Origin of the sequence: Nocardia beijingensis NBRC 16342 (assembly GCF_001612785.1) — a bacterium.
GTDB classification, from domain to species: Bacteria; Actinomycetota; Actinomycetes; order Mycobacteriales; family Mycobacteriaceae; genus Nocardia; species Nocardia beijingensis.
In genome coordinates this window covers 237,358-258,221 of the sequence record NZ_BDBC01000017.1, presented here as the reverse complement: position 1 = coordinate 258,221, position 20,864 = coordinate 237,358, and the positions used below count along the sequence as shown (strand labels likewise).

At 69.7% G+C, this 20,864-nt stretch carries 23 protein-coding genes; 13 read left to right on the top strand and 10 right to left on the bottom strand.

All coding sequences use genetic code 11. The annotated features are described in order from the left end of the window. Positions 1 to 53 precede the first annotated feature (53 nt). Positions 54 to 1,481 carry an amidase gene (locus NB3_RS12330; protein WP_067801215.1) on the bottom strand — a complete coding sequence of 476 codons (1,428 nt, stop codon included), beginning with the start codon at positions 1,479 to 1,481 and terminating at the stop codon, positions 54 to 56. 356 nt (positions 1,482 to 1,837) lie between these two features. On the opposite strand from NB3_RS12330, the gene NB3_RS12325 reads away from it, so the two are divergent. From NB3_RS12325 to recO, 5 genes are all read left to right on the top strand, one after another. After that, entirely contained in the window at positions 1,838 to 2,704 is an 867-nt protein-coding gene (locus NB3_RS12325) for an alpha/beta fold hydrolase (RefSeq protein WP_067801212.1), read from the top strand. Then, entirely contained in the window at positions 2,691 to 3,296 is a 606-nt protein-coding gene (locus tag NB3_RS12320) for a TetR/AcrR family transcriptional regulator (protein ID WP_067801209.1), read from the top strand. Before NB3_RS12325 ends, NB3_RS12320 begins: the two co-directional genes overlap by 14 nt. 109 nt (positions 3,297 to 3,405) lie before the next feature. After that, positions 3,406 to 3,819, top strand: coding sequence for a hypothetical protein (locus NB3_RS12315; RefSeq protein ID WP_157111759.1), 414 nt, complete (start codon positions 3,406 to 3,408; stop codon positions 3,817 to 3,819). Beyond that, positions 3,816 to 4,016 carry a DUF6186 family protein gene (locus tag NB3_RS12310; RefSeq protein WP_067801203.1) on the top strand — a complete coding sequence of 67 codons (201 nt, stop codon included), beginning with the start codon at positions 3,816 to 3,818 and terminating at the stop codon, positions 4,014 to 4,016. Before NB3_RS12315 ends, NB3_RS12310 begins: the two co-directional genes overlap by 4 nt. Before the next feature lie 22 nt (positions 4,017 to 4,038). Then, positions 4,039 to 4,806: a DNA repair protein RecO gene (gene recO, locus NB3_RS12305; RefSeq protein ID WP_067801199.1), complete on the top strand. Its 768-nt coding sequence runs from the start codon at positions 4,039 to 4,041 to the stop codon at positions 4,804 to 4,806. Positions 4,807 to 4,982: 176 nt separating this feature from the next. Here recO and NB3_RS12300 read toward each other — a convergent pair whose 3' ends face one another. Next, complete coding sequence (locus NB3_RS12300) at positions 4,983 to 5,363, bottom strand: Aca2/YdiL-like domain-containing protein (protein ID WP_169810674.1); 381 nt, start codon at positions 5,361 to 5,363, stop codon at positions 4,983 to 4,985. A gap of 131 nt (positions 5,364 to 5,494) precedes the next feature. Here NB3_RS12300 and NB3_RS12295 point away from each other — a divergent pair, with 131 nt between their 5' ends. After that, positions 5,495 to 6,304, top strand: a complete 810-nt coding sequence (locus tag NB3_RS12295; protein ID WP_084486162.1) for an isoprenyl transferase — start codon at positions 5,495 to 5,497, stop codon at positions 6,302 to 6,304. Positions 6,305 to 6,318: 14 nt separating this feature from the next. Then, positions 6,319 to 6,729 carry a YbjN domain-containing protein gene (locus NB3_RS12290; RefSeq protein WP_067801394.1) on the top strand — a complete coding sequence of 137 codons (411 nt, stop codon included), beginning with the start codon at positions 6,319 to 6,321 and terminating at the stop codon, positions 6,727 to 6,729. Positions 6,730 to 6,762: 33 nt separating this feature from the next. Here NB3_RS12290 and NB3_RS12285 read toward each other — a convergent pair whose 3' ends face one another. Next, positions 6,763 to 7,380 (bottom strand): TetR/AcrR family transcriptional regulator, encoded by a 618-nt coding sequence (locus NB3_RS12285; RefSeq protein ID WP_067801194.1) that lies wholly within the window; start codon positions 7,378 to 7,380, stop codon positions 6,763 to 6,765. A gap of 103 nt (positions 7,381 to 7,483) precedes the next feature. Here NB3_RS12285 and NB3_RS12280 point away from each other — a divergent pair, with 103 nt between their 5' ends. After that, entirely contained in the window at positions 7,484 to 8,455 is a 972-nt protein-coding gene (locus NB3_RS12280) for a V-type ATP synthase subunit I domain-containing protein (protein WP_067801191.1), read from the top strand. A 97-nt stretch (positions 8,456 to 8,552) separates the two neighbouring features. On the opposite strand, the gene NB3_RS12275 is transcribed toward NB3_RS12280, so the two are convergent. The 3 genes from NB3_RS12275 to NB3_RS12265 all read right to left on the bottom strand — a co-directional run bounded on the left by NB3_RS12275 (position 8,553) and on the right by NB3_RS12265 (position 10,433). Further along, positions 8,553 to 9,518 carry a hypothetical protein gene (locus NB3_RS12275; RefSeq protein ID WP_157111757.1) on the bottom strand — a complete coding sequence of 322 codons (966 nt, stop codon included), beginning with the start codon at positions 9,516 to 9,518 and terminating at the stop codon, positions 8,553 to 8,555. 126 nt (positions 9,519 to 9,644) lie between these two features. Beyond that, complete coding sequence (locus NB3_RS12270) at positions 9,645 to 10,079, bottom strand: Fur family transcriptional regulator (protein WP_067801186.1); 435 nt, start codon at positions 10,077 to 10,079, stop codon at positions 9,645 to 9,647. Positions 10,080 to 10,082: 3 nt separating this feature from the next. Next, complete coding sequence (locus NB3_RS12265) at positions 10,083 to 10,433, bottom strand: ArsR/SmtB family transcription factor (protein WP_067801183.1); 351 nt, start codon at positions 10,431 to 10,433, stop codon at positions 10,083 to 10,085. 205 nt (positions 10,434 to 10,638) lie between these two features. Here NB3_RS12265 and NB3_RS12260 point away from each other — a divergent pair, with 205 nt between their 5' ends. Then, positions 10,639 to 12,030, top strand: a complete 1,392-nt coding sequence (locus NB3_RS12260; RefSeq protein ID WP_067801386.1) for a glycine--tRNA ligase — start codon at positions 10,639 to 10,641, stop codon at positions 12,028 to 12,030. Between the two features lie 36 nt (positions 12,031 to 12,066). On the opposite strand, the gene NB3_RS12255 is transcribed toward NB3_RS12260, so the two are convergent. Next, positions 12,067 to 12,453 carry a DUF1707 domain-containing protein gene (locus tag NB3_RS12255; RefSeq protein ID WP_067801383.1) on the bottom strand — a complete coding sequence of 129 codons (387 nt, stop codon included), beginning with the start codon at positions 12,451 to 12,453 and terminating at the stop codon, positions 12,067 to 12,069. Between the two features lie 59 nt (positions 12,454 to 12,512). Beyond that, complete coding sequence (locus NB3_RS12250; protein ID WP_067801181.1) at positions 12,513 to 13,124, bottom strand: TenA family protein; 612 nt, start codon at positions 13,122 to 13,124, stop codon at positions 12,513 to 12,515. 67 nt (positions 13,125 to 13,191) lie between these two features. Here NB3_RS12250 and NB3_RS12245 point away from each other — a divergent pair, with 67 nt between their 5' ends. Then, on the top strand, positions 13,192 to 14,451 hold the full coding sequence (locus NB3_RS12245) for a phthiocerol/phthiodiolone dimycocerosyl transferase family protein (protein ID WP_084486161.1): 1,260 nt from the start codon (positions 13,192 to 13,194) through the stop codon (positions 14,449 to 14,451). A gap of 25 nt (positions 14,452 to 14,476) precedes the next feature. On the opposite strand, the gene NB3_RS12240 is transcribed toward NB3_RS12245, so the two are convergent. After that, positions 14,477 to 16,450, bottom strand: a complete 1,974-nt coding sequence (locus NB3_RS12240) for a TPM domain-containing protein (protein WP_067801178.1) — start codon at positions 16,448 to 16,450, stop codon at positions 14,477 to 14,479. 30 nt (positions 16,451 to 16,480) lie between these two features. On the opposite strand from NB3_RS12240, the gene NB3_RS12235 reads away from it, so the two are divergent. From NB3_RS12235 to NB3_RS12225, 3 genes are all read left to right on the top strand, one after another. Next, positions 16,481 to 17,158, top strand: a complete 678-nt coding sequence (locus NB3_RS12235) for an MBL fold metallo-hydrolase (RefSeq protein WP_067801175.1) — start codon at positions 16,481 to 16,483, stop codon at positions 17,156 to 17,158. A 70-nt stretch (positions 17,159 to 17,228) separates the two neighbouring features. Then, positions 17,229 to 17,909 carry a YdcF family protein gene (locus tag NB3_RS12230; RefSeq protein ID WP_067801172.1) on the top strand — a complete coding sequence of 227 codons (681 nt, stop codon included), beginning with the start codon at positions 17,229 to 17,231 and terminating at the stop codon, positions 17,907 to 17,909. Between the two features lie 7 nt (positions 17,910 to 17,916). Next, positions 17,917 to 19,176: a deoxyguanosinetriphosphate triphosphohydrolase gene (locus NB3_RS12225; protein WP_067801169.1), complete on the top strand. Its 1,260-nt coding sequence runs from the start codon at positions 17,917 to 17,919 to the stop codon at positions 19,174 to 19,176. Positions 19,177 to 19,188: 12 nt separating this feature from the next. On the opposite strand, the gene NB3_RS35000 is transcribed toward NB3_RS12225, so the two are convergent. Continuing rightward, complete coding sequence (locus NB3_RS35000) at positions 19,189 to 19,761, bottom strand: hypothetical protein (RefSeq protein WP_157111755.1); 573 nt, start codon at positions 19,759 to 19,761, stop codon at positions 19,189 to 19,191. Positions 19,762 to 20,864 lie beyond the last annotated feature (1,103 nt).

The following is a 20,864-nucleotide window of genomic DNA, read 5'->3' as shown; positions in this document are numbered from 1 at the left end:
TCGCCATAGGCACATTGCGACAGTGGATGGCCGAGGTGCCGATGGTCTGCGGCTCACCACCAAGGTGTGGGGCGGTGGTTCTGCCAGTTCAGTTCGGATTCGAGTTGGGCGGCCAAGGAGATCAGGCGGGGTTCGGAGTTCGCGGTGCCCATCAGTTGGGCGCCGATGGGGAGGCCGGTGTCGGTGAAGCCTGCGGGGATGTCGATGCTGGGCCAGCCGAGGACGTTCCACGGCCAGGTGTAGGGGCAGGCGGCGGTGATGAGGTTGTTGGTGGCGTTGACGCCGATGCCGTCGATCTCCTCGACGCGGGGTGGTGGCGTGGCGGTGGTCGGAGCCAGGACTACGTCGTAGTCGCGGAAGAAGTTGCCGATCCGCTTGTGCAGCAAGGGTTCCATTCGGCGGGCCGCGTAGAGGGCCGGGCCGTCGAGCATCCGGCCGATTCGGGCGTTCGCGGTGGTGCGCGGATCGGCTTCGAGGCCGGGCATGCGCTGGTAGACCCGCCGGATTCCGGCGAGCGAACGAGGCAGGAACGACGCGCCGATCAGGATGCCGTAGTGCAGGTCGGCCACGGTCACGGTGTGCCCGAGGGCGCGCAGGGTGTCGGCGGTGCGGCGCACCGCCTGCGCGATCTGGGGATCCAGCGCGGTCTTGGTCGCGGTGAAGGGGATTCGCAGCGACAGGGCGATCCGCAGCCTCCCTGGTTCCCGGCCGACGGCGTCCGATGCCGTGATCGGTTCCGGGGTGTGCAGGTCCCCTTGGTGCGGACCGGCCGCCGCGTCCAGCAGCAGCGCCGCGTCCGCGACGGTGCGCGCCAGCGGCCCGTTCACGGTGAGCCCGTAGAACGCCTCAGCCTCCGGCCAGGTGGAGATGCGTCCGCGCTGCGGTTTGATGCCGACCAGGTTCGTCCACGCGGCGGGGATGCGCACCGAGCCCGCGCCGTCGGAGCCGAGGGCGGCGGGGACCAATCCGGCCGCGACCGCCGCAGCGGCCCCGCCAGAGGATCCGCCCGGCGTCCTGGTGCGGTCCCAGGGGTTGCGTGTGTGCCCGAACCACGCGGCGCTGGTGAACGGCCACTGCCCGAGTTCGCAGGTATTGGTCTTGCCGACGATCACCGCGCCCGCGGCACGCAGGCGTCGCACCGATTCCGCGTCCTCCGTCTTCGGCGCGAAATCGCCGCCGCAGCCGAAGGCGGTCGGCTCGCCCGCGACGTCGGTGTCGTCCTTCACCGCGACGGGCACGCCCAGCAGCGGCAATCGTTCCCCCGCTGCCAGCCGCCGGTCGGCTTCGGCGGCCTCGGCCAGCGCCCGTTCGCGGCGCACGACGCGGAAGGCGTTGAGCGTGCCCTGTGCCGCGTCGATCCGGTCCAGCGCGCTGCCGACGGCCGCGGTCGAGGTGATCGTGCCGTCCGCGAGCGCGGCCGCCAGTTCGGCCAGGCCCAGCTCTCGCGTGTCGGGTACGCGGGCAGGATCGGACACCGTCATGTGAGCTCCGTCTCGTCGTGGTCAACCAGACGGTAGCGCCAAATTGGTCAACCGTCCAGGTCGCGCCGGGCAGTAACGAAAGCCGCTGGCAGTGCCCGCGAAGCGGAAGGCGCGCGTCAGCGAATGTGCTTGCACTCGCCGTATGGGCACCCCCTGGGTGAGATCGGGCCTGTCGAACATGCGGCCGACCAACGCGTTGAACGCGGCCATCGAGACTCGGTCCATGTCGTGCATAGGAAATCGTTCTTGGTGCCCACGTCGGTGCGGGCGCTCTAACGCTGGCCGCCGTGAGACCGTAGACATACATACCGTATGTATGTAACAGTGGTCTGCAACAGCGATCACCTGGAGGACCCATGGCAACCAGCGCAGCACTCGGCCGCATCCACGAAGTGGACCTGCCCGGCGGCCGCATTCGCTACCACGAGACGGGGGAGGGCGCCCCGGTCGTTTTCGTGCACGGCCTGCTCGTCAACGCCGACCTCTGGCGCAAGGTGGTGCCCGCTATCGCGGCGGCCGGATACCGCTGCCTGACGCCGGACTGGCCGCTCGGCTCGCACGAGATCCCGGTCCCGGACGCGGAGCTGACGCCGACCGGTGTCGCCGATCTGATCGCCGCGTTCCTCGAACGCCTCGACCTCACAGACGTCACCCTGGTCGCCAACGACACCGGCGGGGCGATCACGCAGGTGTTGCTGACCCGCGACCGCTCCCGCGTCGGCCGGGTGGTGCTCGCCTCGGTGGACAGCTACGAGGGCTTCCTGCCACAGCCGTTCACCGCGCTGCCGTTGCTGGCAAGGATTCCCGGCTCGCTGCGGCCCCTGACGGAGTTGCTGCGCATCCGCGCGCTGCACCGGCTGCCGCTGGCTTTCGGTTGGGTCACCAAGCGGCCCGTCCCGCCGGAGATCGTCGACTCCTATCTCCTGCCGAGTCGTAAATCCGCGGCCATCCGCAAAGACCTGCGCCGCTTCCTGAAATCGGCGCATCGCCGGTACACCCTCGAAGCCGCGCGCCACTTCGCCGAAGTCGACATCCCGGTCCTGCTCGCCTGGGCACGGGAGGACCGGCTGTTCCCGGTGTCGTTCGCCGAACGCCTGGCTCGTGATCTGCCGAACGCGGAGCTGAGGCTGATCGACGATTCCTACACCTTCGTGCCGGAGGACCAGCCCGAGTTGCTCGCCGAATCGATCCTGGAGTTCACTCGGCTGCATGCCACGCCGTAGCCAGGAAGACCGCTCCCGAGCGACCAAGGCCGCGCTCGAACAGGCGGGACGCCGCCTTTTCACCGAGCGCGGCTTCGCGGGGACCTCCGCCGAGGAACTGGTCACCGAGGCAGGCGTCACCAGGGGCGCGCTGCACCACCACTACGGCGACAAACGCGGACTGTTCCTCGCGGTGCTGGAGCAGATCGAGACCGAGACCACCGAGGAGATCGAAAACGCCATCGCCGCGGTCGATTCCGGCGATGTGATGGCCGGGATGGCGGTGGGGCTCGGGCTGTTCCTCGAGATCTGCCAGCGCCCCGCGATGCTGCGGATCGCCCTCACCGACGCGCCCGCCGTGCTGGGCTGGCAGGCCTGGCGCGAATTCGAATCCGCCCACGGCCTGGGTCTGATCACCGCGCAACTCGAGCGCGCCCGCGACGCCGGGCTGATCGCCGACGCCCCCGTTCCCGTCCTGGCCCAGCTCGTGGTCAGCGTGGTCAGCGAGGCCGCCCTGATCGTCGCGCACGCCGAAGACCCCGATCTCGCCCGCGCCCAGACCCAGCAATCGGTGCTACTGCTGATCTCCGGACTTCTGCGCGCCGACGGCTGAACCGGGCAGCCACGTTGTCCGGCGACCATAGGCGTCGGCTTACCGAAAGCCGCGCGGGCGACACTGTCACCTGCCCCGATTCGGCCCACCGGCGCCTTATCCTGCGCGTGTGACAGAGCAACCAGCGCGCTCGGCACATCGATCCCGGCGGCGTGTGGCGCTGCTGGCCGTGGGGCTCGTGCTGGCCGCGTGCGGCGCCGCGACCCGGCCGTTCAGCTGGCAGGCGACCGCGATGGTGGCGATCGCGGCATTCACCGGAGTGGCGCTGACATTGCGCCGCCGAATCGAGCGACCTCCGCGCACCACCCGGCTCACGCGCGGCGTCGCCGTATGGTCCGCGCTGCTGGTCGCGGCGTCGGGGTGGGAGGTCTACACACTGCTGCGGCAGCCCGCCATGAACCAGCCGAGCCAGGAACACCCGACGTTGTCCACACTGCTGGACCCGGCGCTGGAACACTGGCCGCTGCGATTCGCCGGATGGGCGGTGTGGCTCGCGGCCGGATGGTGGCTGGTGTCCAGATGAGCGACCGATCCATCGCCCTCCTCGGCTTCGCCCTGCTCTCCGCGGCAGCGCTCGCCATGATCGTGCTCACGCACCTGCGCCGAGACCTGGTCGCGACCCTCGGGGACACGATCACCTACCTGACCAGCACACGACCGACCAGAATCACCGCCGTCGTCGTATGGGCCTGGTTCGGCTGGCACTTCCTCGCCCGGTGACGGAGGTCCGTAGACTCCACCTGTGCGGTTGTATCGGGACGAGGCGGTAGTGGTGCGCCAGCACAAGCTGGGCGAGGCGGACCGCATCGTCACGCTGCTCACGCGACAGCACGGATTGGTTCGCGCGGTCGCCAAGGGGGTGCGGCGGACCAAGTCGAGGTTCGGGGCGCGATTGGAGCCGTTCTCCTACATCGACGTGCAGCTGCATCCCGGGCGCACGTTGGACACCGTCACTCAGGTGCACACGATGGAGGCGTTCGCGGCCGACATCATCGATGACTACGGGCGCTACACCACCGCGTGCGCGGTACTGGAGACCGCCGAGCGTCTGGCGGGTGAGGAGCGCGCGCCCGCGCCGCGGCTGCACGCGCTCACCGCGAGCGCCCTGCGCGCCATCGCGGCCAAACAGCGGCCGCACGAACTGATTCTGGACGCGTTCCTGTTGCGGGCCATGGGTTTCGCCGGCTGGGCGCCCGCCTTGGACGAATGCGCCAAATGCGCGACGCCGGGCCCGCATCGGGCCTTCCATGTCGCGGCCGGGGGCGCGGTGTGCGTGCACTGCCGTCCGCCTGGTGCGGCCACGCCCGCGCCCGGGGTGCTCGACTTGCTGGTCGCGTTGTTGCGGGGGGAGTGGGAGCGGGTCGAGGCGACGCCCGAGGCGGTGCGCAAGCAGGCCAGCGGGCTGGTCGCGGCGCACTTGCAGTGGCATCTGGAACGTCAGCTGCGCACCCTGCCGTTGATCGAGCGATCCAAAGACGCACGAACGCCGCCTGTAGCCGCGCAGGGTTGAGTGCAGCCCGCGCCGGGCCGAGCGAAGGCGAGGCAGCCGCAGGGAGGGAGCTGTCGGGCGGAGCCCGTCCTCAGCCCGCGCCGGGCCGAGCGAAGGCGAGGCAGCCGCAGGGAGGGAGCTGTCGGGCGGAGCCCGTCCTCAGCCCGCGCCGGGCCGAGCGAAGGCGAGGCAGCCGCTTACTCCACGAATTGGAGCTCTACCTGGGGAAGCTCGTTCATGACGCGGGCGCACACGGCGCGATGCCAGGTGGCCGGGTAGCGGGTGTCCGGCTCGTGCTTGGAGTAGTCGTCGTTGGTCCGATAGGTGTGCAGGCGGGGGGAGATCTCCCCGGCGTCGATGGCATCGACCATGGCCTCGACCACCTGCTCGGTCTCGTCCGCGATGGCGGCGAGCTCGCGGGCCACGCTGTCGGGGATCTGGAAGGCCCCTTTCTCCCACCGCTCGACGGTGCGCTCGGCGACCGCGAAGAACCGCGCGCACCACGGGACCGGGAGGCCGAGCAACTCACGGGTGGCCCGGAAACCCGCCGCGGTGCCGGTGCCTGGTAAATCGGTCACGTTCGAGAAACCCCTCCCCAGTATCACGATAGGGAAAAGAATAAGTCACCGGCGCCGGTCGGAACCGTGGAATTCGTCAGGAAGCAACGCGGCGGTGGGGTCGGCGAGGGCGATCAGGCAGGATAGAGGCCGTGATCCTCCGTCGTGACTCCGCCACCGCGACCGACCCCTCGCCTGCGAGCGCCGTGCGTCCGCCCGCCCCGCATCCGTCGGGAGCCCGGCCGCCGCAGCTGCCGCCGGAACTGGTGCCCAATCATGTCGCGCTCGTCATGGACGGCAACGGACGCTGGGCACAGGAGCGCGGGTTGCCGCGCACCGCCGGGCACGAGCGCGGCGAGGCGGTGCTGATGGACACCGTGGAGGGCTGCATCGAGATCGGCGTCAAATGGTTGTCGGCCTACGCCTTCTCCACCGAGAACTGGCGGCGCAGCCCCGAGGAGGTGCGCTTCCTCATGGGCTTCAACCGCGACGTGATCCGCAGGCGCCGCGACGAGATGCACGAGATGGGCGTCCGGGTGCGCTGGGCGGGGCGGCGACCGCGCCTGTGGCGCAGCGTGATCAAGGAATTGGAAGTCGCCGAGGAACTCACGAGGAACAACACGGTGATGACGCTGACCATGTGCGTCAACTACGGCGGCCGCGCCGAGATCGCCGACGCGGCAAGGGAGATCGCGCGCCGGGTCGCGGCGGGCGAGATCGACCCGGAGAAGGTCACCGAGGCCACGGTGGCCAAATACCTGGATGAGCCCGACATGCCGGATGTGGACCTGTTCCTGCGCCCCTCGGGCGAGTTCCGCAGCTCGAACTTCCTCATCTGGCAGTCGGCCTACGCCGAATTCGTGTACCAGGACACACTTTTCCCCGACTTCGATCGCCGCAACCTGTGGGAGGCATGCCTGCAGTACGCCGCGCGGGACCGCCGTTTCGGTGGCACCAAGTGAACGGCGGCGCGGACATGGGCGCGGCGGTGACGCCGGACCGGGAGTTGCAGGCGCGGGCCGGGGCCTGCCTGTCGAGTTACGGCATCGACGTGCGCGTCGACGCCGACGGTTCGCTGGGCTTCGAATACGAGGGCGCTCTCTCGTCGCTGCGCGCGGTGAATCTGGCGCCGGGTCTGGACGTGCTGAGCCTCACCTGCGTGCTGGCCTGGGACCGGCCGCTGAAAGCGCAGCTGCACAAGCGGGTCGCCGAACGCAACAACGCGTTGCAGTTCGGTTCGCTCACCGTGATTGCCCGTGGCGGACAGGCCGACGTCATCCTGCGCTACACCTTCCCCGGCGCGGGACTGGACGACCAGGCGCTCACCACCATGCTGCTGCTCGTGCTGTCCAACGCGAGCCGGGCCAGGCAGGGTCTGCTGCCCTGAGGGCATGATCGTCATGTCGAAGTCGAGGGCCGCTCAGCCTGCAACCGGACGGGCAGGTTCGCCGTAGGGCAGCAGGGTCCGCACGCCGCGCGCCAGCGTCTGCGGATCGAGATCGCCGAGGATCAGGTGCTGGAGGATGAATCCAGGCAGCAGTCCGATGATCGCTTTGGCTACGGCGTCGACATCGGCGTCCTCGGGTAGCCAGCCTTTGTCGCGCATGCGTTCGGCGTAGGTCACCCACAGCGCGCGCATGGCGAGCATCGTCTCGCGGACCATGACCGCCGCGCCGGGGTGCACCAGGGCCAAGGCCCAGGCTTGCGGTGCCAGCCGCACCGGACCATCGGGCCCGCTGCGCCGCACCACTTCCTCTGCGATCACGGTGATCAGTTCGGCGGGTGTCGGCAGCGGATCGCGGTGGATCGCCTGATCGATGGCGATGCGCAGCGCCACCGTCGTCTCGGTGGCGAGCGCGGTGATCAGTTCGTCCTTGCTCTTGAAGTAACGGTAGACCGCGCCGGCCGAGAGGCCCGATTCCGTGAACACGTCCTGCATGGAGGTCTCGTAGAACCCTTTGCGGGCGAAGCAGCGCCGTGCCGCGTCCATGATCTGCTGCCTGCGGCGTTCGAGGTGTTCTTCGGTGACTCGGGGCACGGGTCAAAAATAAAACGAATATCCGTTCTTGACAACTCCCTGGCCGCGTGCGACGGTAAGCGCAACTAAAGAGAACGGACATTCGATTTTTAGGGAGAAGGCCATGAACACCACGCAGCGGGCGTTCGCTCTCGGCCTCGGCGCCACCCTGCTCCAAGCGCTGATGCTGATCGCGTTCGCCTGGCCCGCCGCGAACATCGCGCCTCGCGATCTGCCGCTTGCCGTCACCGGGCCGCAGGCCGCGATGGTCGCGGGCAAGCTCGCCGAGCACAGTCCTGGCGCCTTCGAGATCAGCACGCCCGCGGACGAGGCCGCCGCCCGTGCCGTCATCGAGGACCGTGAGGTCTACGGGGCGATCGTCACCGGCGACGGTCCGCCGCGCGTACTGATCGCCTCCGGCGCGAGTCCCGCGGTCGCGCAGCAGCTCACCCAAATCGGGCAGCAACTCTCCGGCGCGCCCGCCGCCCGGGTCGAGGACGTGGTCGCGGCCGACTCCGACGATCCACGAGGCGCGGCGTTCGGCGCGATGGTGCTGCCGCTGGTGATGTCCGGCATCGCGGCGGGTGTGCTTCTGGCCCTGCTGATCCCGTCGATCGGCGGCAAGGTGCTCGGGCTGGTCACCTTCGGCGTCGCGGGCGGACTGCTGGGCATGGCGATCATCCAGGGCTGGCTGTCGGTGGTGCCCGGGTCCTACCTGGTGCTCGCCGCGGTCGGCGGGCTGGTGTCGTTCGCGGTCGCCGGCGCGGTGGTCGGGCTCGCCGCCGTCATCGGCCGAGCGGGCATCGGCATCGCCGCGCTCACCATGCTGCTGATCGGCAATCCGTTCTCCGCGGCCATGTCTGCGCCGGAGCTGTTGCCGCAGCCGTGGGGCGCCATCGGCCAGTTGCTGCCGCCCGGCGCCGCCGCGTCGCTGCTGCGCTCGGTCGCGTTCTTCGACGGCGCCGCCGCGACCGGACCGCTGGCGGTGCTGCTGGTCTGGAGTGCGGTCGCGCTCGCGCTGCTCGGTGTGGCCGCACTGCGCGGTCGTCCGGCCGAGGCGCAGGCCCCGGCCCGGGACGCGGTGCCGGTCGGCTGAGCTGTCACCGCGGCGGGTCGCCCTCGTAGGAGGTCGGCCCGCCGTCGGCGTTTCCGGCGATTCATCGCAGTCCGTGCGGAGCGACGGCTGCGAGCGCTCAGCCCACCGTGAACGACAGGGTGGGCGCGGTGGCGGCGCCCGCTTCCTTCTGGGCGTTGTAGGTCACCGTGTAGGGGCCGGCGCCGGGCGACGGCACCACGAAGACCACGTAGTTCTTCGGGTTGTCGATGGTCTCGTTCGCGTTCAGCAACTCGTTGATCGGTCCGCGGACGTCGGCGGCCACGGTCTGGCCGTCGGGTGTTCGGACGGTGAAGTAGTCGTAGTAGATGTTCGTCCCGCCCGCGGCGATGCCGGGCCCGCCGACGAGCTTGATGCGCAGCGCCAGATCGGATTTGCCGTTCTCGTTCTTCGTGTAGCTGGGGCTGATCCGTCCGCCGGTGACCTGAACGGTCGTCTGGTCCTGTACGAGGGTGCCGGTGACGGTCAGCGCCTTCGGCTGCACACTGTCCACCTTGCCCGCCGCCGCGAGCGGAATCTTGGTCTGGTTGTCGGCGGCCTGGCCGTACACGATGGTCATCGTGTCGATGAGGTGCTCGGCGTCCTTGACCGACTGGAGCGACGTGGTCGCGGTCCCGGTGGCCGCGCCGTTGCCGGGCACCGTGGGGCTGTCGAAGATCGCGCCGCCGTCCACCTCTTTGCCGACCAGCAGCGACGGCGTGATGCTCAGCGTGTGGTCGTCGAGCGTGGTGTTCTTGTAGGTGATGTCGATGCGCACCTTCGCGCCGCCGTATTCGTCCGGCACCACGGTCGCCTTCTGCACGGTGATGTCGAATCCGTCGTACCAGCCGGTCTTGCCGACGGTGCGGACCGTCGACTGCCCGTTCGTCCCGCTCGGGCCGGCGGCGACTCCGGTGGTGGTGGTCGACGGTACGGCCACCGGCGTGCCGTCCTCGTCCAGGCACGCCGAGAGCAGCAGCGCCGAGGCCACGACGAGCGCGGCCCCGGCGACGGTCACGGCCCGGCGGCGCACCGGGCGTACGGATGAGTCGAAGATCGTTGACACGCTGCCTCCCAGCTGATGGCGAATCCTTCGTACCGAGCCCGGATCTGCCGGGGGCTTCGAGGATCTCGCCGGTGAATCTGCGCTGGTGGCAGCCGCGTTAACCCGACACGCCGGGAATCGGGCAGCTCACCGGTCGCGGCGGCGCGCCGTCCCGCATGTCGTGCAGGTGCCGAACACCTCGAGGGTGTGGCTGATCTCGGTGAAGCCGTGCTCGCTCGCGATCGACTCGGCCCACGCCTCGACCGTCGGGCCCTCCACTTCCACGGTGCGGCCGCAATGCCTGCACACCAGGTGGTGGTGATGGCCGGTGGAGCACTGGCGGTAGACCGACTCGCCGGAGTCGGTGCGCAGCACGTCCACCATGCCCGCGTCGGCCAGCGACTGCAGCGTCCGGTACACCGTGGTCAGCCCGATGCCCTCGCCGCGTCTGCGCAGCTCGTCGTGGAGGTCCTGGGCGGAGCGGAACTCATCGATGTCACCGAGCAGCGCGGCGATGGCGCTGCGCTGCCTGGTGCTGCGGATGCCGACCGGCTTCTGCGGAACGGCCGTGTTGTCTGGCACGAATCACCCTTCCTCGGCGTGCGCGACGGCGTCGACGACGATGTGCGCCAGATGGTCGTCGACGAGTTCGTAGAGCACCTCGCGACCCGAACGCTCACCGTGCACGACACCGGCGGCCTTGAGGATACGCAGATGCTGACTGACCAGTGGTTGCGTGACACCGAGGGCGTCGACCAGTTCGTGCACACACCGCGGTGATTCGCGCAACTGCAGCACGATAGCAATCCGTACCGGCGCGGCCAGCGCCCGCAGCAGCTCGCCCGCGTCCTCCAGCACGGTTCGCGGGGGTACCGGCGCCGGCCCCGGCGCCCGATACGGGTTGTGCGGCGGTGCCGCGGCGGTCTCGGCGGTCATGTCACCAACTCCTTAATGGAAAGCATTACCAGTTTGCGTATGCACAGGTGCGCATGTCAAACGGGCACGCCGTTCATCGGGTTGGCTGTGCGGTGGAAACCAGGTTGGTCAGGGTCTATAGGCTATAGCCGACCTGTTGATGATCTATTCACGTGAATAGACGCAACTCACACGATCCGACTCGCAGTGGATGGAGAATTCTCGCGTGGCACCCAAGTCGAAGGTGGACACCGTTGCCAACCTCGCCAAGCGCCGGGGTCTGGTGTACCCGTGCGGTGAGATCTACGGAGGCACCAAGTCGGCGTGGGATTACGGGCCGCTGGGCGTCGAGCTCAAGGAGAACATCAAGAAGCAGTGGTGGCGCGCCATGGTCACCAGCCGCGAGGACGTCGTCGGCCTCGACTCCTCGGTGATCCTGCCCCGCCAGGTGTGGGTCGCCTCCGGCCACGTCGGGGTGTTCAACGACCCGCTGGTGGAGTGCCTGCACTGCCACCACCGCTTCCGGCAGGACCACCTGCAGGAGGCGTACGCGCTGAAGAACAAGATCGACGATCCCGACACGGTGTCGATGGAACTCGTCGCGTGCCCGAATTGCGGCACCGTCGGCCGCTGGACCGAGCCGCGTGACTTCAACATGATGCTCAAGACCTACCTCGGCCCGATCGAGTCCGAGGAGGGCCTGCACTACCTGCGCCCGGAGACCGCCCAGGGCATCTTCGTGAACTTCGCCAACGTGATGACGACCGCGCGCAAGAAGCCGCCGTTCGGCATCGCGCAGATCGGAAAGAGCTTCCGCAACGAGATCACCCCGGGCAACTTCATCTTCCGCACCCGCGAGTTCGAGCAGATGGAGATGGAGTACTTCGTCAAGCCGGGCGAGGACGAGGAGTGGTACAAGTACTGGATCGAGACGCGGTTCTCCTGGTACACCGATCTCGGCATCTCCGCGGACAACCTGCGGTTGTTCGTGCACCCGAAGGACAAGCTCTCGCACTACTCGGCGGGCACCACCGACATCGAGTACCGCTTCGGCTTCCAGGGCAACGAGTGGGGTGAGCTGGAAGGCATCGCCAACCGCACCGACTTCGACCTGAAGACGCACTCCGAGCACTCCGGCACCGAGCTGAGCTTCTTCGACCAGACCACCAACGAGCGCTACATCCCGTATGTGATCGAGCCCGCGGCGGGCCTCACCCGCTCGCTGATGGCCTTCCTGGTCGACGCCTACGCCGAGGACGAGGCGCCCAACGCCAAGGGCGGCGTCGACACCCGCACGGTGCTGCGCCTTGACCGTCGCCTCGCGCCGGTGAAGGCGGCGGTGCTGCCGCTGTCGCGCAACGCCGATCTCACGCCGAAGGCGAAAGACCTGGCCGCGCAGTTGCGCAAGAACTGGAACGTCGAGTTCGACGACGCGGGCGCCATCGGCCGCCGCTACCGCCGCCAGGACGAGATCGGCACGCCGTTCTGCATCACCGTCGACTTCGAGACGCTCGACGACCAGGCGGTGACCATCCGCGAACGCGACACGATGACCCAGGAGCGCATCGCGCTGGACAAGGTCGAGGGCTATCTGGCGCAGCACCTGATCGGCGCCTGAGTCGCGGCACGGCGCCCCGTTGCGGGGCGCCGTCGGTCAGTCCTTCTTGCGGGTGACGATGCCGATGGTGGTCGGGATGAGCAGCGCCAGGCCCCACGGCACCGCCACCCAGAACGGCCAGAAGTAGCCCGCGCCGGTGGCCAGGTAGATCGCCACGCACAGCACGTTGACGAACACCCACGGCGTCCACATGATCGTGATCCACTGCGGGATGCCCTTGGCGGGCGCGGGATGTGCTTTCCGTTGCGCGGGGAGATCCGACAGCAACGGCGTCAGCTCGCCGTAGGTCTTGGCGGCGTACACCTGTTGCAGCCGGTCGTCGAATTCGGCGAGCGACAGCCTGCCCTCGTTCATCGCGAGGCGCAGCCGGTCGATGATCTTCTCCCGATCCGCGTCGGAGGCTCGCACGTGGTCTTGACTCACGATGTCAGCGTAGGTCCACACGGCCGACGACGCGCTGCGATCGTCCCGGGCAACAGGATTCAGGTCAGCGGGACGTCCCAGAACGCCAGCTCGTGCCGCAGCCCCGCGCGGAACAACTCTTCCGCCCGCGCCGGGTCGGCCCCGGACTCGTCGATCATCTGCGCGCAGCGGCGGGTGAGGGCGGCGAATCCGGGATCGGCGTAGGTGTCCACCCAGCGGCGATAGCGCGGTTCGGCGGGCGGGTACTCGGCCAGCCGCGCGCCGAGCGTGGAGTATCCCCACATGCACGGGTACAAGGCGGCGAGACCTTCGCCGTAGGAGGCGGCGGAGTCGAGCAGGAACGCGGTGTACGCCGCGCACGCGGGGCCTTTGACCGCGCCGTCGAGGTCGGCGCCGAATTCGGCGGCCAGCGACCGGTGCAGCGACAGCTCCTCGTGGTAGGTGGCGTGCGCGAGGTCGACCAGGTCGCCGAGATGGGCTGCCGGAGCCTGCCATGCGAGGCGGGCGAACACCCGGACGTAATCGAGCAGGAACAGGTAGTCCTGCTCCAGCCAGGACCGGAAGACCGGTTCGGGCAGGGTGCCCTCGGCGATACCGAGCACGGTGGGATGGGCGAGTTGTTCCTCCACCGCGGGAAGGCCGATCCGTTCCAGATGCGCCGCGAGACTCATACCCCGCAGTCTTCCGTATCCGCCCGGTCGGTTTGCAACCGTGCCGGTAGTGCAGCACCCTTGCCGTGTGGTGTGGGATGAGGACGCTCCGATCCGGGTGCTGGCGCCGTCGGAGCAGCGGTTCGTGCGGCACGGAACCTATACGGGTCGCTCGGTGTCGGTGCGGGGAGCGCTCGACGTGGCGGCGTTGTCGGCGGCGTTCGCGACGTTGCGGCGCGCGTATCCGGTGATCGGTTGCAGAATCGTGGAAGACGATGCGGGACAGGGGTATCTGTTCGCCGCGGACGAGACGGGGTGGGTCCCGGTCTCCGTGCGTGCGGGCGATCCGGCGGTGATCGGCATTCCCGCGCTGGATCCGGCGGTCCAGCTGGCCTATCTGGATGTCATCGGTTCGGGCGGGGACGAGTGGCGTGTCACGCTGTTCGCTCATCACAGCGTCGCCGATGCGGGCCACTGCGTGGAACTGCTGTCCCGGCTGTGGGATTTCTACACCGGCCAGGTCGAAGGCGGGACGACTGATGCTGTGCCGCAAGGGATTCCGCAATCATTGGAGTGGTATGTGGCGGCGCGCGGCATCACCGCGACCGAGAGGTCCGGATTCGAGGACGTGACCGTGCCGCTTCCACCGGAGGCGCGCGATGTTCCGTCCGATCACGCGACACCAGCGCCGAGCACGCTCGCCCGTCCGGTGCGCGTGCGGCTGAACCGGGCGGCCACCGCCCGAATCGCTGAGCTGGGGCGCAAATCCGGTACGACGATGAACGGCCTGCTGACCGCCGCACTGCTGCGCGCCTACGCCCGCGAGACAGTCGGCGGCGCCACCACTTTGGGCTGCCTGTATCCGGTGGACCTGCGCAACCGGCTCGACCCGCCGGTCGCCGCGTCGTCGGGCACCAACATGGCCGGACTGGCTTCCTTCGCGGACGAGGTGGACCCGGCCGCCAGTCCAGTCGAACTGGCCCAGCGTATTTCGGCTCGACTGGCCCGTGACCTGTCCGAAGGCGTCGTGCAGCAATCCGTGCTGCACTTCCCGGATTACTACGGCACGACCAGGATTCATTCCCTGGCCGGGCACATCGCGGTCACCAACACCGGCGTCGTCCCCGTGTTCCGCACGCCCGCCGCACTCGAACTCACCGATTACGAGATCGTCTACGTCTCGTCCCATCCCCGCCCGTCCGCGGGCGCGTCAGCCGTGGTCACCTATCTGGTCTACACCTTCGCGCAGGAGCTGACCGTCGGCATACTCGGCGGCCCACACGCCGACGGCCTGCCCGAAGCAGTGCAAGCCGAACTGACCGCCTTGTCGGCGGCCGGGGCCCACTGACCGGAACCATGGCCGCGGGTCGAGGTCAGAATCTGCCGCCGCGGCCGATACGCCGGGAGCCGGACGAACCACCGTACGAGCCGGGGCTCCAGCCGCCGCCGGGGCGCGGGGCGCCGCCGGCCGCCCCGCGCAGCAGTCCTTCGAGCAGGATGCCGCCGAGCACCGCGCCGGTGTTGGCGCTTCCGGAGGGCAGCTGTCGGGCCTCCCATGCCCGCACGCTGGCCTGCGCCGCTTGTAGCGCGCGCCCGGCCAGGTCCGCCGCCGACTGTGCGTGCCGCAGCGCTGCGGCGGGATCGCTCGTGCTCGAACGCCGCGCTTCGTCGAGGTTGCGCTGTGCTTCCGACAGACGGGTGCGTGCTTCGGCGTCGATGCCGCCGCGGCGGGTGCCGATGTAGTCGGCGGCCGAACCGATCCGGGCGCCCGCGTCGGTGAGCGCTCGATCAAGCCTGCGTCGCAGGTCCTCGGCCGCGAGTTTGCGATCGGTGGCGCTCGCGACGGCACGGTCCAGATCGGCGTCGGCGGTGACCGCGTCGTGGAAGGCGCTCAGCGGATCGGTGTCACCCGTGGCCGCGGCCCGCTCCAGTGCCGACTGCGCGGCGGTGCGGGCGGCGGCCAGCTCCGGCCCGCCGTAGTCGGCGAGTTCGGCGGCGGAGGCGAGGTCGCGGCGCAGTTCGTCCAGCGCGCCGGGGAGGCCGTCGCGGGCCTGCTGAATGGCGCTGGAGGCGTTGTCGACGGCGTCGAGCAGCGAGCGGGCCTGACCGATCGCGGCCTCGGCGGAACGAATGGCGGCGACCGCGCCGCCTTGCTCGCCGACCGGCTCGGCGAGTGCGGCCCGTCCCGCGTCCACGTTCTGCTCCGCGAACCCGAGGCGCTCGCGTGCCATCCGCACGTTGTCCTCGATCGGCGCGAGCACACTCGCCGGATGGGCGGCGGCGAGCCGGCCGAGTTCGGCTTCCGAAGCGGGAATCCGGGCGGTCACCTCGACGATGTCCCTGGTGAGGGCGTCCAGCCGAGCCGGGGCGTCGAGCAGCAGATCGCGCATGGCGTCGAATTCCGCGACCTGCGCGTCCAGTTCCCGATCGGCGTGCCCCACCTTGCCGATCAGCTCGACCAGCAGCGCGCGCTGTTGGTCGGGTGTCTCCCGAATCGCGTCGTCCAAGCGCTGCCGGATCGAGAACGCCTGAGCGGCAGCGGTTTTCGCATTCTCGAGAGCATTGCGGAACGGAGTGGTCGCGGTGGCGCCGAACTCTCCGGTGGCGAGTTCGAGCTCCTCGCCGCTGGTGCGGATCGCGTTGTCGATCTCCACCAGCGTCTCGCGTGAGCGGGCTTGCAACGCTTCCAGCGACAGTGCCGCCAGCGCCGTCGTGTTCTCCGGGTCCAGCTGCCGCGCCACCGCCAGCTCGGCCGCGGACCGTTCGCGCCGCCGCCTGCGCGCGTACCAGACGAGGCCGCCCGCCACCAGCACCACCAGCAGGCCGATGACGAGCAAGGCGCGAACGTTCACCCCGCCGCCGCGCATGGCCGCGTCCAGCCCGTCGGCCGTCGCGACACCCGCGTCGGCCCAGCGTCCGTCGCGCAGCGCCGGCTCGACCTCGCCGATCAGGATGTCGTCGAGCTCGGAATCGCTGACCTCGCCGGGCACTTCGCCTTCCAGCCAGTACGCGCGGTCCTCGGTGGCGACCGCGAGCAGCAGGTCTCGGGGGCCGAATCCGGATATCGAGGCGGTGCGCCTGGCCCAGTCGCGCGGATCGAGCCCGTCGAAGCCGCGCACGTACACCACCCACAGCCGGAGCTGCTGGTCGGCGTAGAGCCGGTCCACCGCGCCGCGCACCCGATCGCGCTGACTCTGATCGAGCACGCCCGCAGGATTCTCCACATAGGTGTTCATGCGCAGCGGCGGTTCCGCCGTGCTCGTCGGAGCGCCCAGCAGGGCGAACGCGGCCAGCAGGACGCTGATCGCGAGCAAGCGAGCGAGGCGGATCGGCGACGGCAGTGACATGGCACGAATCTAGCTCGATAGCATCGTTTCGTGATCACCATCGATCGCCCGTACAGCGGCCACGTGTCACCGGATTCGAACCCGCAGCAGCGTGACGTCCCCGGCGCCCGCATCGTCAAGATGTCGGTCGGCGGCATGGACAACAACTGTTACCTGGTGCAGTGCGCGAGCACCGGCGCGGCCCTGCTCATCGACGCCGCCAACGAGCCCGACCGCATCGCGGCCCTGGTCGAACAGGAGGCGCCCGGCCGGATCCAGCTGATCGTCACCACCCATCAGCACCGCGACCACTGGCTGGCGCTGCGCGAGACCGCCGAGGCCACCGGCGCGCCCACCGCCGCGCACCCGCTCGACGCCGACCCGCTGCCGGTCCGCCCCGATCGGCTGCTCGCCGATGGCGACACCGTCACCATCGGCGATCTGGCCTTCGAGGTCATCCACCTGCGCGGCCACACGCCTGGTTCGATCACCCTCGCGCTCACCGACGGAGCGGGACGCACGCATCTGTTCACCGGGGACTCGCTGTTCCCCGGCGGCGTCGGGCGCACCACCTCCCCGGCGGACTTCACCTCGCTGTTCACCGACGTCTCGGCCAAGCTCTTCGATCGCTACCCCGACGACACCCTCGTCTACCCCGGTCACGGCGACGACACCACGCTCGGCGCCGAGCGTCCGAGCCTTCCGGCCTGGCGAGACCGCGGCTGGTAGCCGCCCCTGGCGGCAAGCGGTCCGTGGCCTGCGCCGCTTTTGGCAGACTTGGGGAGTGGATTTGCCAACGATGCGCACCCGAGCCCTCCCCGCGCCAGAATCCGCCCGGCCACAGGGCTTCGGCGCCGGGTTGCTGCGCTGGACGCGGCGGCTGGTCGTCGGTTCCGTCGTGATGGGCGCGGTGCTGGTCGGCGGGACCGCCTTCCGCGTGTGGCAGGTCGCGCGCATCGACGACTACACGAAAGCCGACGCGATCGTCGTGCTCGGCGCGGCGCAGTACTCCGGAACGCCGTCCTCGGTGTTCGAGGCGCGACTCGACCAGGCGTACAAGCTGTTCCGGGCCGGTGTCGCGCCGCGTATCGTCACCGTGGGCGGCAAACAGGAGGGCGATATATTCACCGAGGCCGCCTCCGGCAAGAACTATCTGCAGGCGCGCGGCGTGCCCGCCGACAAGATCCTCGCCGTGGAAACCGGATCGGACACGCTGCGCAGCATCGAAGCCGTGGTCACGGCGATGCGCGCGCGAGACATGTCGTCGGCGGTGCTGGTCAGCGATCCGTGGCACTCGCTGCGCACCCGCACCATGGCCCGCGACGAGGGGCTGGCGGCCTGGACCGCCCCCACCAGAACCGGCCCCGCCGTCTACACCAGAGAATCCCAGGCCCATGGCATCGCCAGGGAGACCGGCGCCCTGCTGTGGTACCAGCTCACCCACTTCTCGGCCGACTTCACCTACACGGCGGGACAGTGAACTCTCGATGAGCGACCGGTACACCGATCACGACACCGAACGCCTCGTCGTCGAGAGCGCCAAGACCGCGGGACTCGGCCCGCCGCGCAGCGAGTTCGAGGCCGGCCACCGCACCGAATTCGCCCGCGACCGCGCCCGCGTGCTGCACTCCGCCGCGCTGCGCAGACTGGCCGACAAGACACAGGTCATGGGCCCGCGCGAGGCGGACACCCCGCGCACCCGGCTCACCCATTCGCTCGAGGTGGCCCAGATCGGCCGCAGCATCGCCGACGGCCTCGGCTGCGACCCGGACCTGGTCGACCTGGCCGGCCTCGCCCACGACATCGGCCATCCGCCCTACGGCCACAACGGCGAGAAAGCCCTCGACACCTTCGCCGACGCCTTCGGCGGATTCGAAGGCAACGCGCAGAACCTGCGCATCCTCACCCGCCTCGAACCGAAGGTGCTGGAGCCGGACGGCGCGAGCGCGGGTCTCAACCTGACCCGCGCCGCCCTCGACGCCGCGCTCAAATACCCCTGGGGCCGGACCGGTCCCGGCACCAAGTTCGGCGCCTACGAGGTCGACACCGAGCGCCTGGAGTGGATCCGCAAGGGAGCGCCGGAGGGGCGCCGCAGCCTCGAATGCCAGATCATGGACTGGTCCGACGACGTCGCCTACTCGGTGCACGACGTCGAGGACGGCGTCATCGCGGGCCGGATCGATCTGCGCGCGCTGGCCGACCCGGCCGAACAGGACGCGCTGGCCGCGCTCGGCCAGTTCCAGCACTCGCTGGCCGCCGACGAGTTGATCGCCGCCGCGCAACGGCTGTCGGAACTCCCGGTGGTCGCGGCGGCGTCCGGATACGACGGCACGTTCACCGCATCGGTCGCGCTCAAGCGTCTCACCAGCGAACTCGTCGGCCGCTTCGCCACCGCCGCGATCATGGCGACGCGAGCGGCGGCCGGACCGCAGCCGCTGTCCAGGTACCACGCGGATCTGGAGGTGCCGCGCATCGTCGCCGCCGAGGTGGCGCTGCTGAAGACCGTCGCGTTGCGCTATGTGATGTCCGACCCCGCGCACCGGCTGCGGCAGGCCGCCCAGCGCGAACGCATCCTCGCCGTGGCCGAGCGGCTGCTCGCCACCGCTCCCGGCAGTCTCGACCCGCTGTTGCTGCCGTTCTGGAACGCCGCGGCCGACGACACCGCCCGCGTGCGCGTGGTGGTCGATCAGATCGCGTCCTACACCGAAAGCCGCTTGGAGCGGGTTGCGGGGGAGTTGAACGTATAAGGCCGATCGGTCTCATGCCGACAGATCGTCGGAGGACTCCACTCGGGCCATTTTGACCAGCGCGCCGTGCAATTCCTTGGCCGTCGCACCGGCTCGCTCGCCGCGCAGCGCCACTTCGGTGAAACCGTCGATCAAAGCGCGACCGGGATCGAGCAGTCCGAGCCCACCGCCGCCGCCCCGAAGTGACTCGTTGATCAACGTTCGCAGAGCTTCTTGCCGAGCCCGGAACGCCCCCGCGACATCGAGCGCCCCCGCGAATTCGCGCACCACCGCCGTGTACACGGGCCGCTCGGCAGGCCCGCGGCGCCGAAAGATCCTGCGTGTCTCCACCTGCGCCGACCGCGGCGGAGACAAGGCCGCGCGGTCGAGGAGCAACCAGATCGGGGCGTCGGCGGACTGCGCGGCCGTCGGGTCGCGGTCCGGTCGCGGGCGAGGCTGAGCGTCATCGGTGAGTTCGACGCCACGCAGCGGCATCGGGTATTTCGTGAGCAGCTCATCGATGGCGGAGGCGATCTCACGGATCACCTGGAGACCGACATTCCCGGTCTCGAACCCGACGACTTCCAACCCGTGCCGCGCCGACATCTCCCGCGCGATGCGAAGCGCCTCGGCCGGGTCGGGGGCGTCGGCCTGCTGGGCGACCGCGGGGCGGCGTGCGGCGTCGCCGCGTTCGATGAGTGCGCGACCGTTTTTCCGGGTGGGGTCGGTCCGTTGGACTGGTGTGGCGCCTGTGCTGCCGGTCCGCTTCGGAGTCGCCGGATCGCTCCGCTGCGAGCTGGAGTTCGCAGCGCTACTCGTGCGCGAACCGGCTTGGGGAGGGTGCGCGCCGTCTGGTCGTGTCGAGCTGTGGGCCGTGCCGACGGGATCGGCGTCGTCAGCGGCGTGCCGAGTATGTCCCGGTCGGTGTGCGGTATCGCTGACTTCGATCGTCTGGCTGGCCGCGTCGGGTTTCCGGTCCGGTGCGGCGGTCCCGGGGCGGTCGTGCGAAGCGAAGGGCACGGAATTGGCAGGTCCGCCGCTTGCCGGGTGGCCGGTTCCCCTGCTGGCTTCGAAGTTGTCTGTGCTGCTCCACTGTTGGGCGACGCTGTCTGCCTCTATCGCATGCGGGCGCGGTCCCGTCTCGTGGCCCGACGCGGTGTCCGTCGCTCCCGCGCTGGTCTGTGGGCCGTTCGGGGCGTCGAGCCAGGAAAAGCGCAGAGCATCGAGCCACGGAAGAGGGGCTGAGACGGGCACGGTACCGGCTTGCTGCCGCGATACGGGTTCGTCATCGCTGGGCGTGGAGCCCGCCCGCTGCTCGGCCGCGGAATCGTCCGTGGCATCGATCCGGGGAACGGGCTGGGAGCGTGGCGCGGTAGCTGTCGGGGCGGATGGCGCTTGCTCGGCGGCGTCCGTCGTCGGGTCGTCTGCCGAGTCGCCGGTGCTGATCGTCGTCTGGGAGAGATTCGCGTCGCCGCTCGGGTGATCGGGTGCCGAGGTCGTCTGCTCGGCTGCGGGGTGGTCTGTGGCGTCGATCTGGCGGGAGGGTTCGGGGAGGTGCGTGGTGGATGCCTCGGCGGGTGCCTCCTGTTCGGCAGCGGTGGTCTGAGAGTGCGGTACCGAGTCGTCGGCACTGATCATCGGTCGGCGGCCGGGAAGGTTCGCGTCGCCGATCGACTGGTCTGAGGTTGTCTGCCGCTCAGCTGCGGGAT

What these genes read in the sequence shown, in the direction of transcription:
- NB3_RS12330 (WP_067801215.1), bottom strand. Translation starts at nt 1,481, where the DNA reads ATGACGGTGTCCGATCCTGCCCGCGTACCCGACACGCGAGAGCTGGGC.
- NB3_RS12325 (WP_067801212.1), top strand. Translation starts at nt 1,838, where the DNA reads ATGGCAACCAGCGCAGCACTCGGCCGCATCCACGAAGTGGACCTGCCC.
- NB3_RS12320 (WP_067801209.1), top strand. Translation starts at nt 2,691, where the DNA reads ATGCCACGCCGTAGCCAGGAAGACCGCTCCCGAGCGACCAAGGCCGCG.
- NB3_RS12310 (WP_067801203.1), top strand. Translation starts at nt 3,816, where the DNA reads ATGAGCGACCGATCCATCGCCCTCCTCGGCTTCGCCCTGCTCTCCGCG.
- NB3_RS12290 (WP_067801394.1), top strand. Translation starts at nt 6,319, where the DNA reads ATGGGCGCGGCGGTGACGCCGGACCGGGAGTTGCAGGCGCGGGCCGGG.
- NB3_RS12280 (WP_067801191.1), top strand. Translation starts at nt 7,484, where the DNA reads ATGAACACCACGCAGCGGGCGTTCGCTCTCGGCCTCGGCGCCACCCTG.
- NB3_RS12265 (WP_067801183.1), bottom strand. Translation starts at nt 10,433, where the DNA reads ATGACCGCCGAGACCGCCGCGGCACCGCCGCACAACCCGTATCGGGCG.
- NB3_RS12250 (WP_067801181.1), bottom strand. Translation starts at nt 13,124, where the DNA reads ATGAGTCTCGCGGCGCATCTGGAACGGATCGGCCTTCCCGCGGTGGAG.
- NB3_RS12240 (WP_067801178.1), bottom strand. Translation starts at nt 16,450, where the DNA reads ATGTCACTGCCGTCGCCGATCCGCCTCGCTCGCTTGCTCGCGATCAGC.
- NB3_RS12230 (WP_067801172.1), top strand. Translation starts at nt 17,229, where the DNA reads ATGCGCACCCGAGCCCTCCCCGCGCCAGAATCCGCCCGGCCACAGGGC.
- NB3_RS12225 (WP_067801169.1), top strand. Translation starts at nt 17,917, where the DNA reads ATGAGCGACCGGTACACCGATCACGACACCGAACGCCTCGTCGTCGAG.
- NB3_RS35000 (WP_157111755.1), bottom strand. Translation starts at nt 19,761, where the DNA reads ATGTCGGCGCGGCACGGGTTGGAAGTCGTCGGGTTCGAGACCGGGAAT.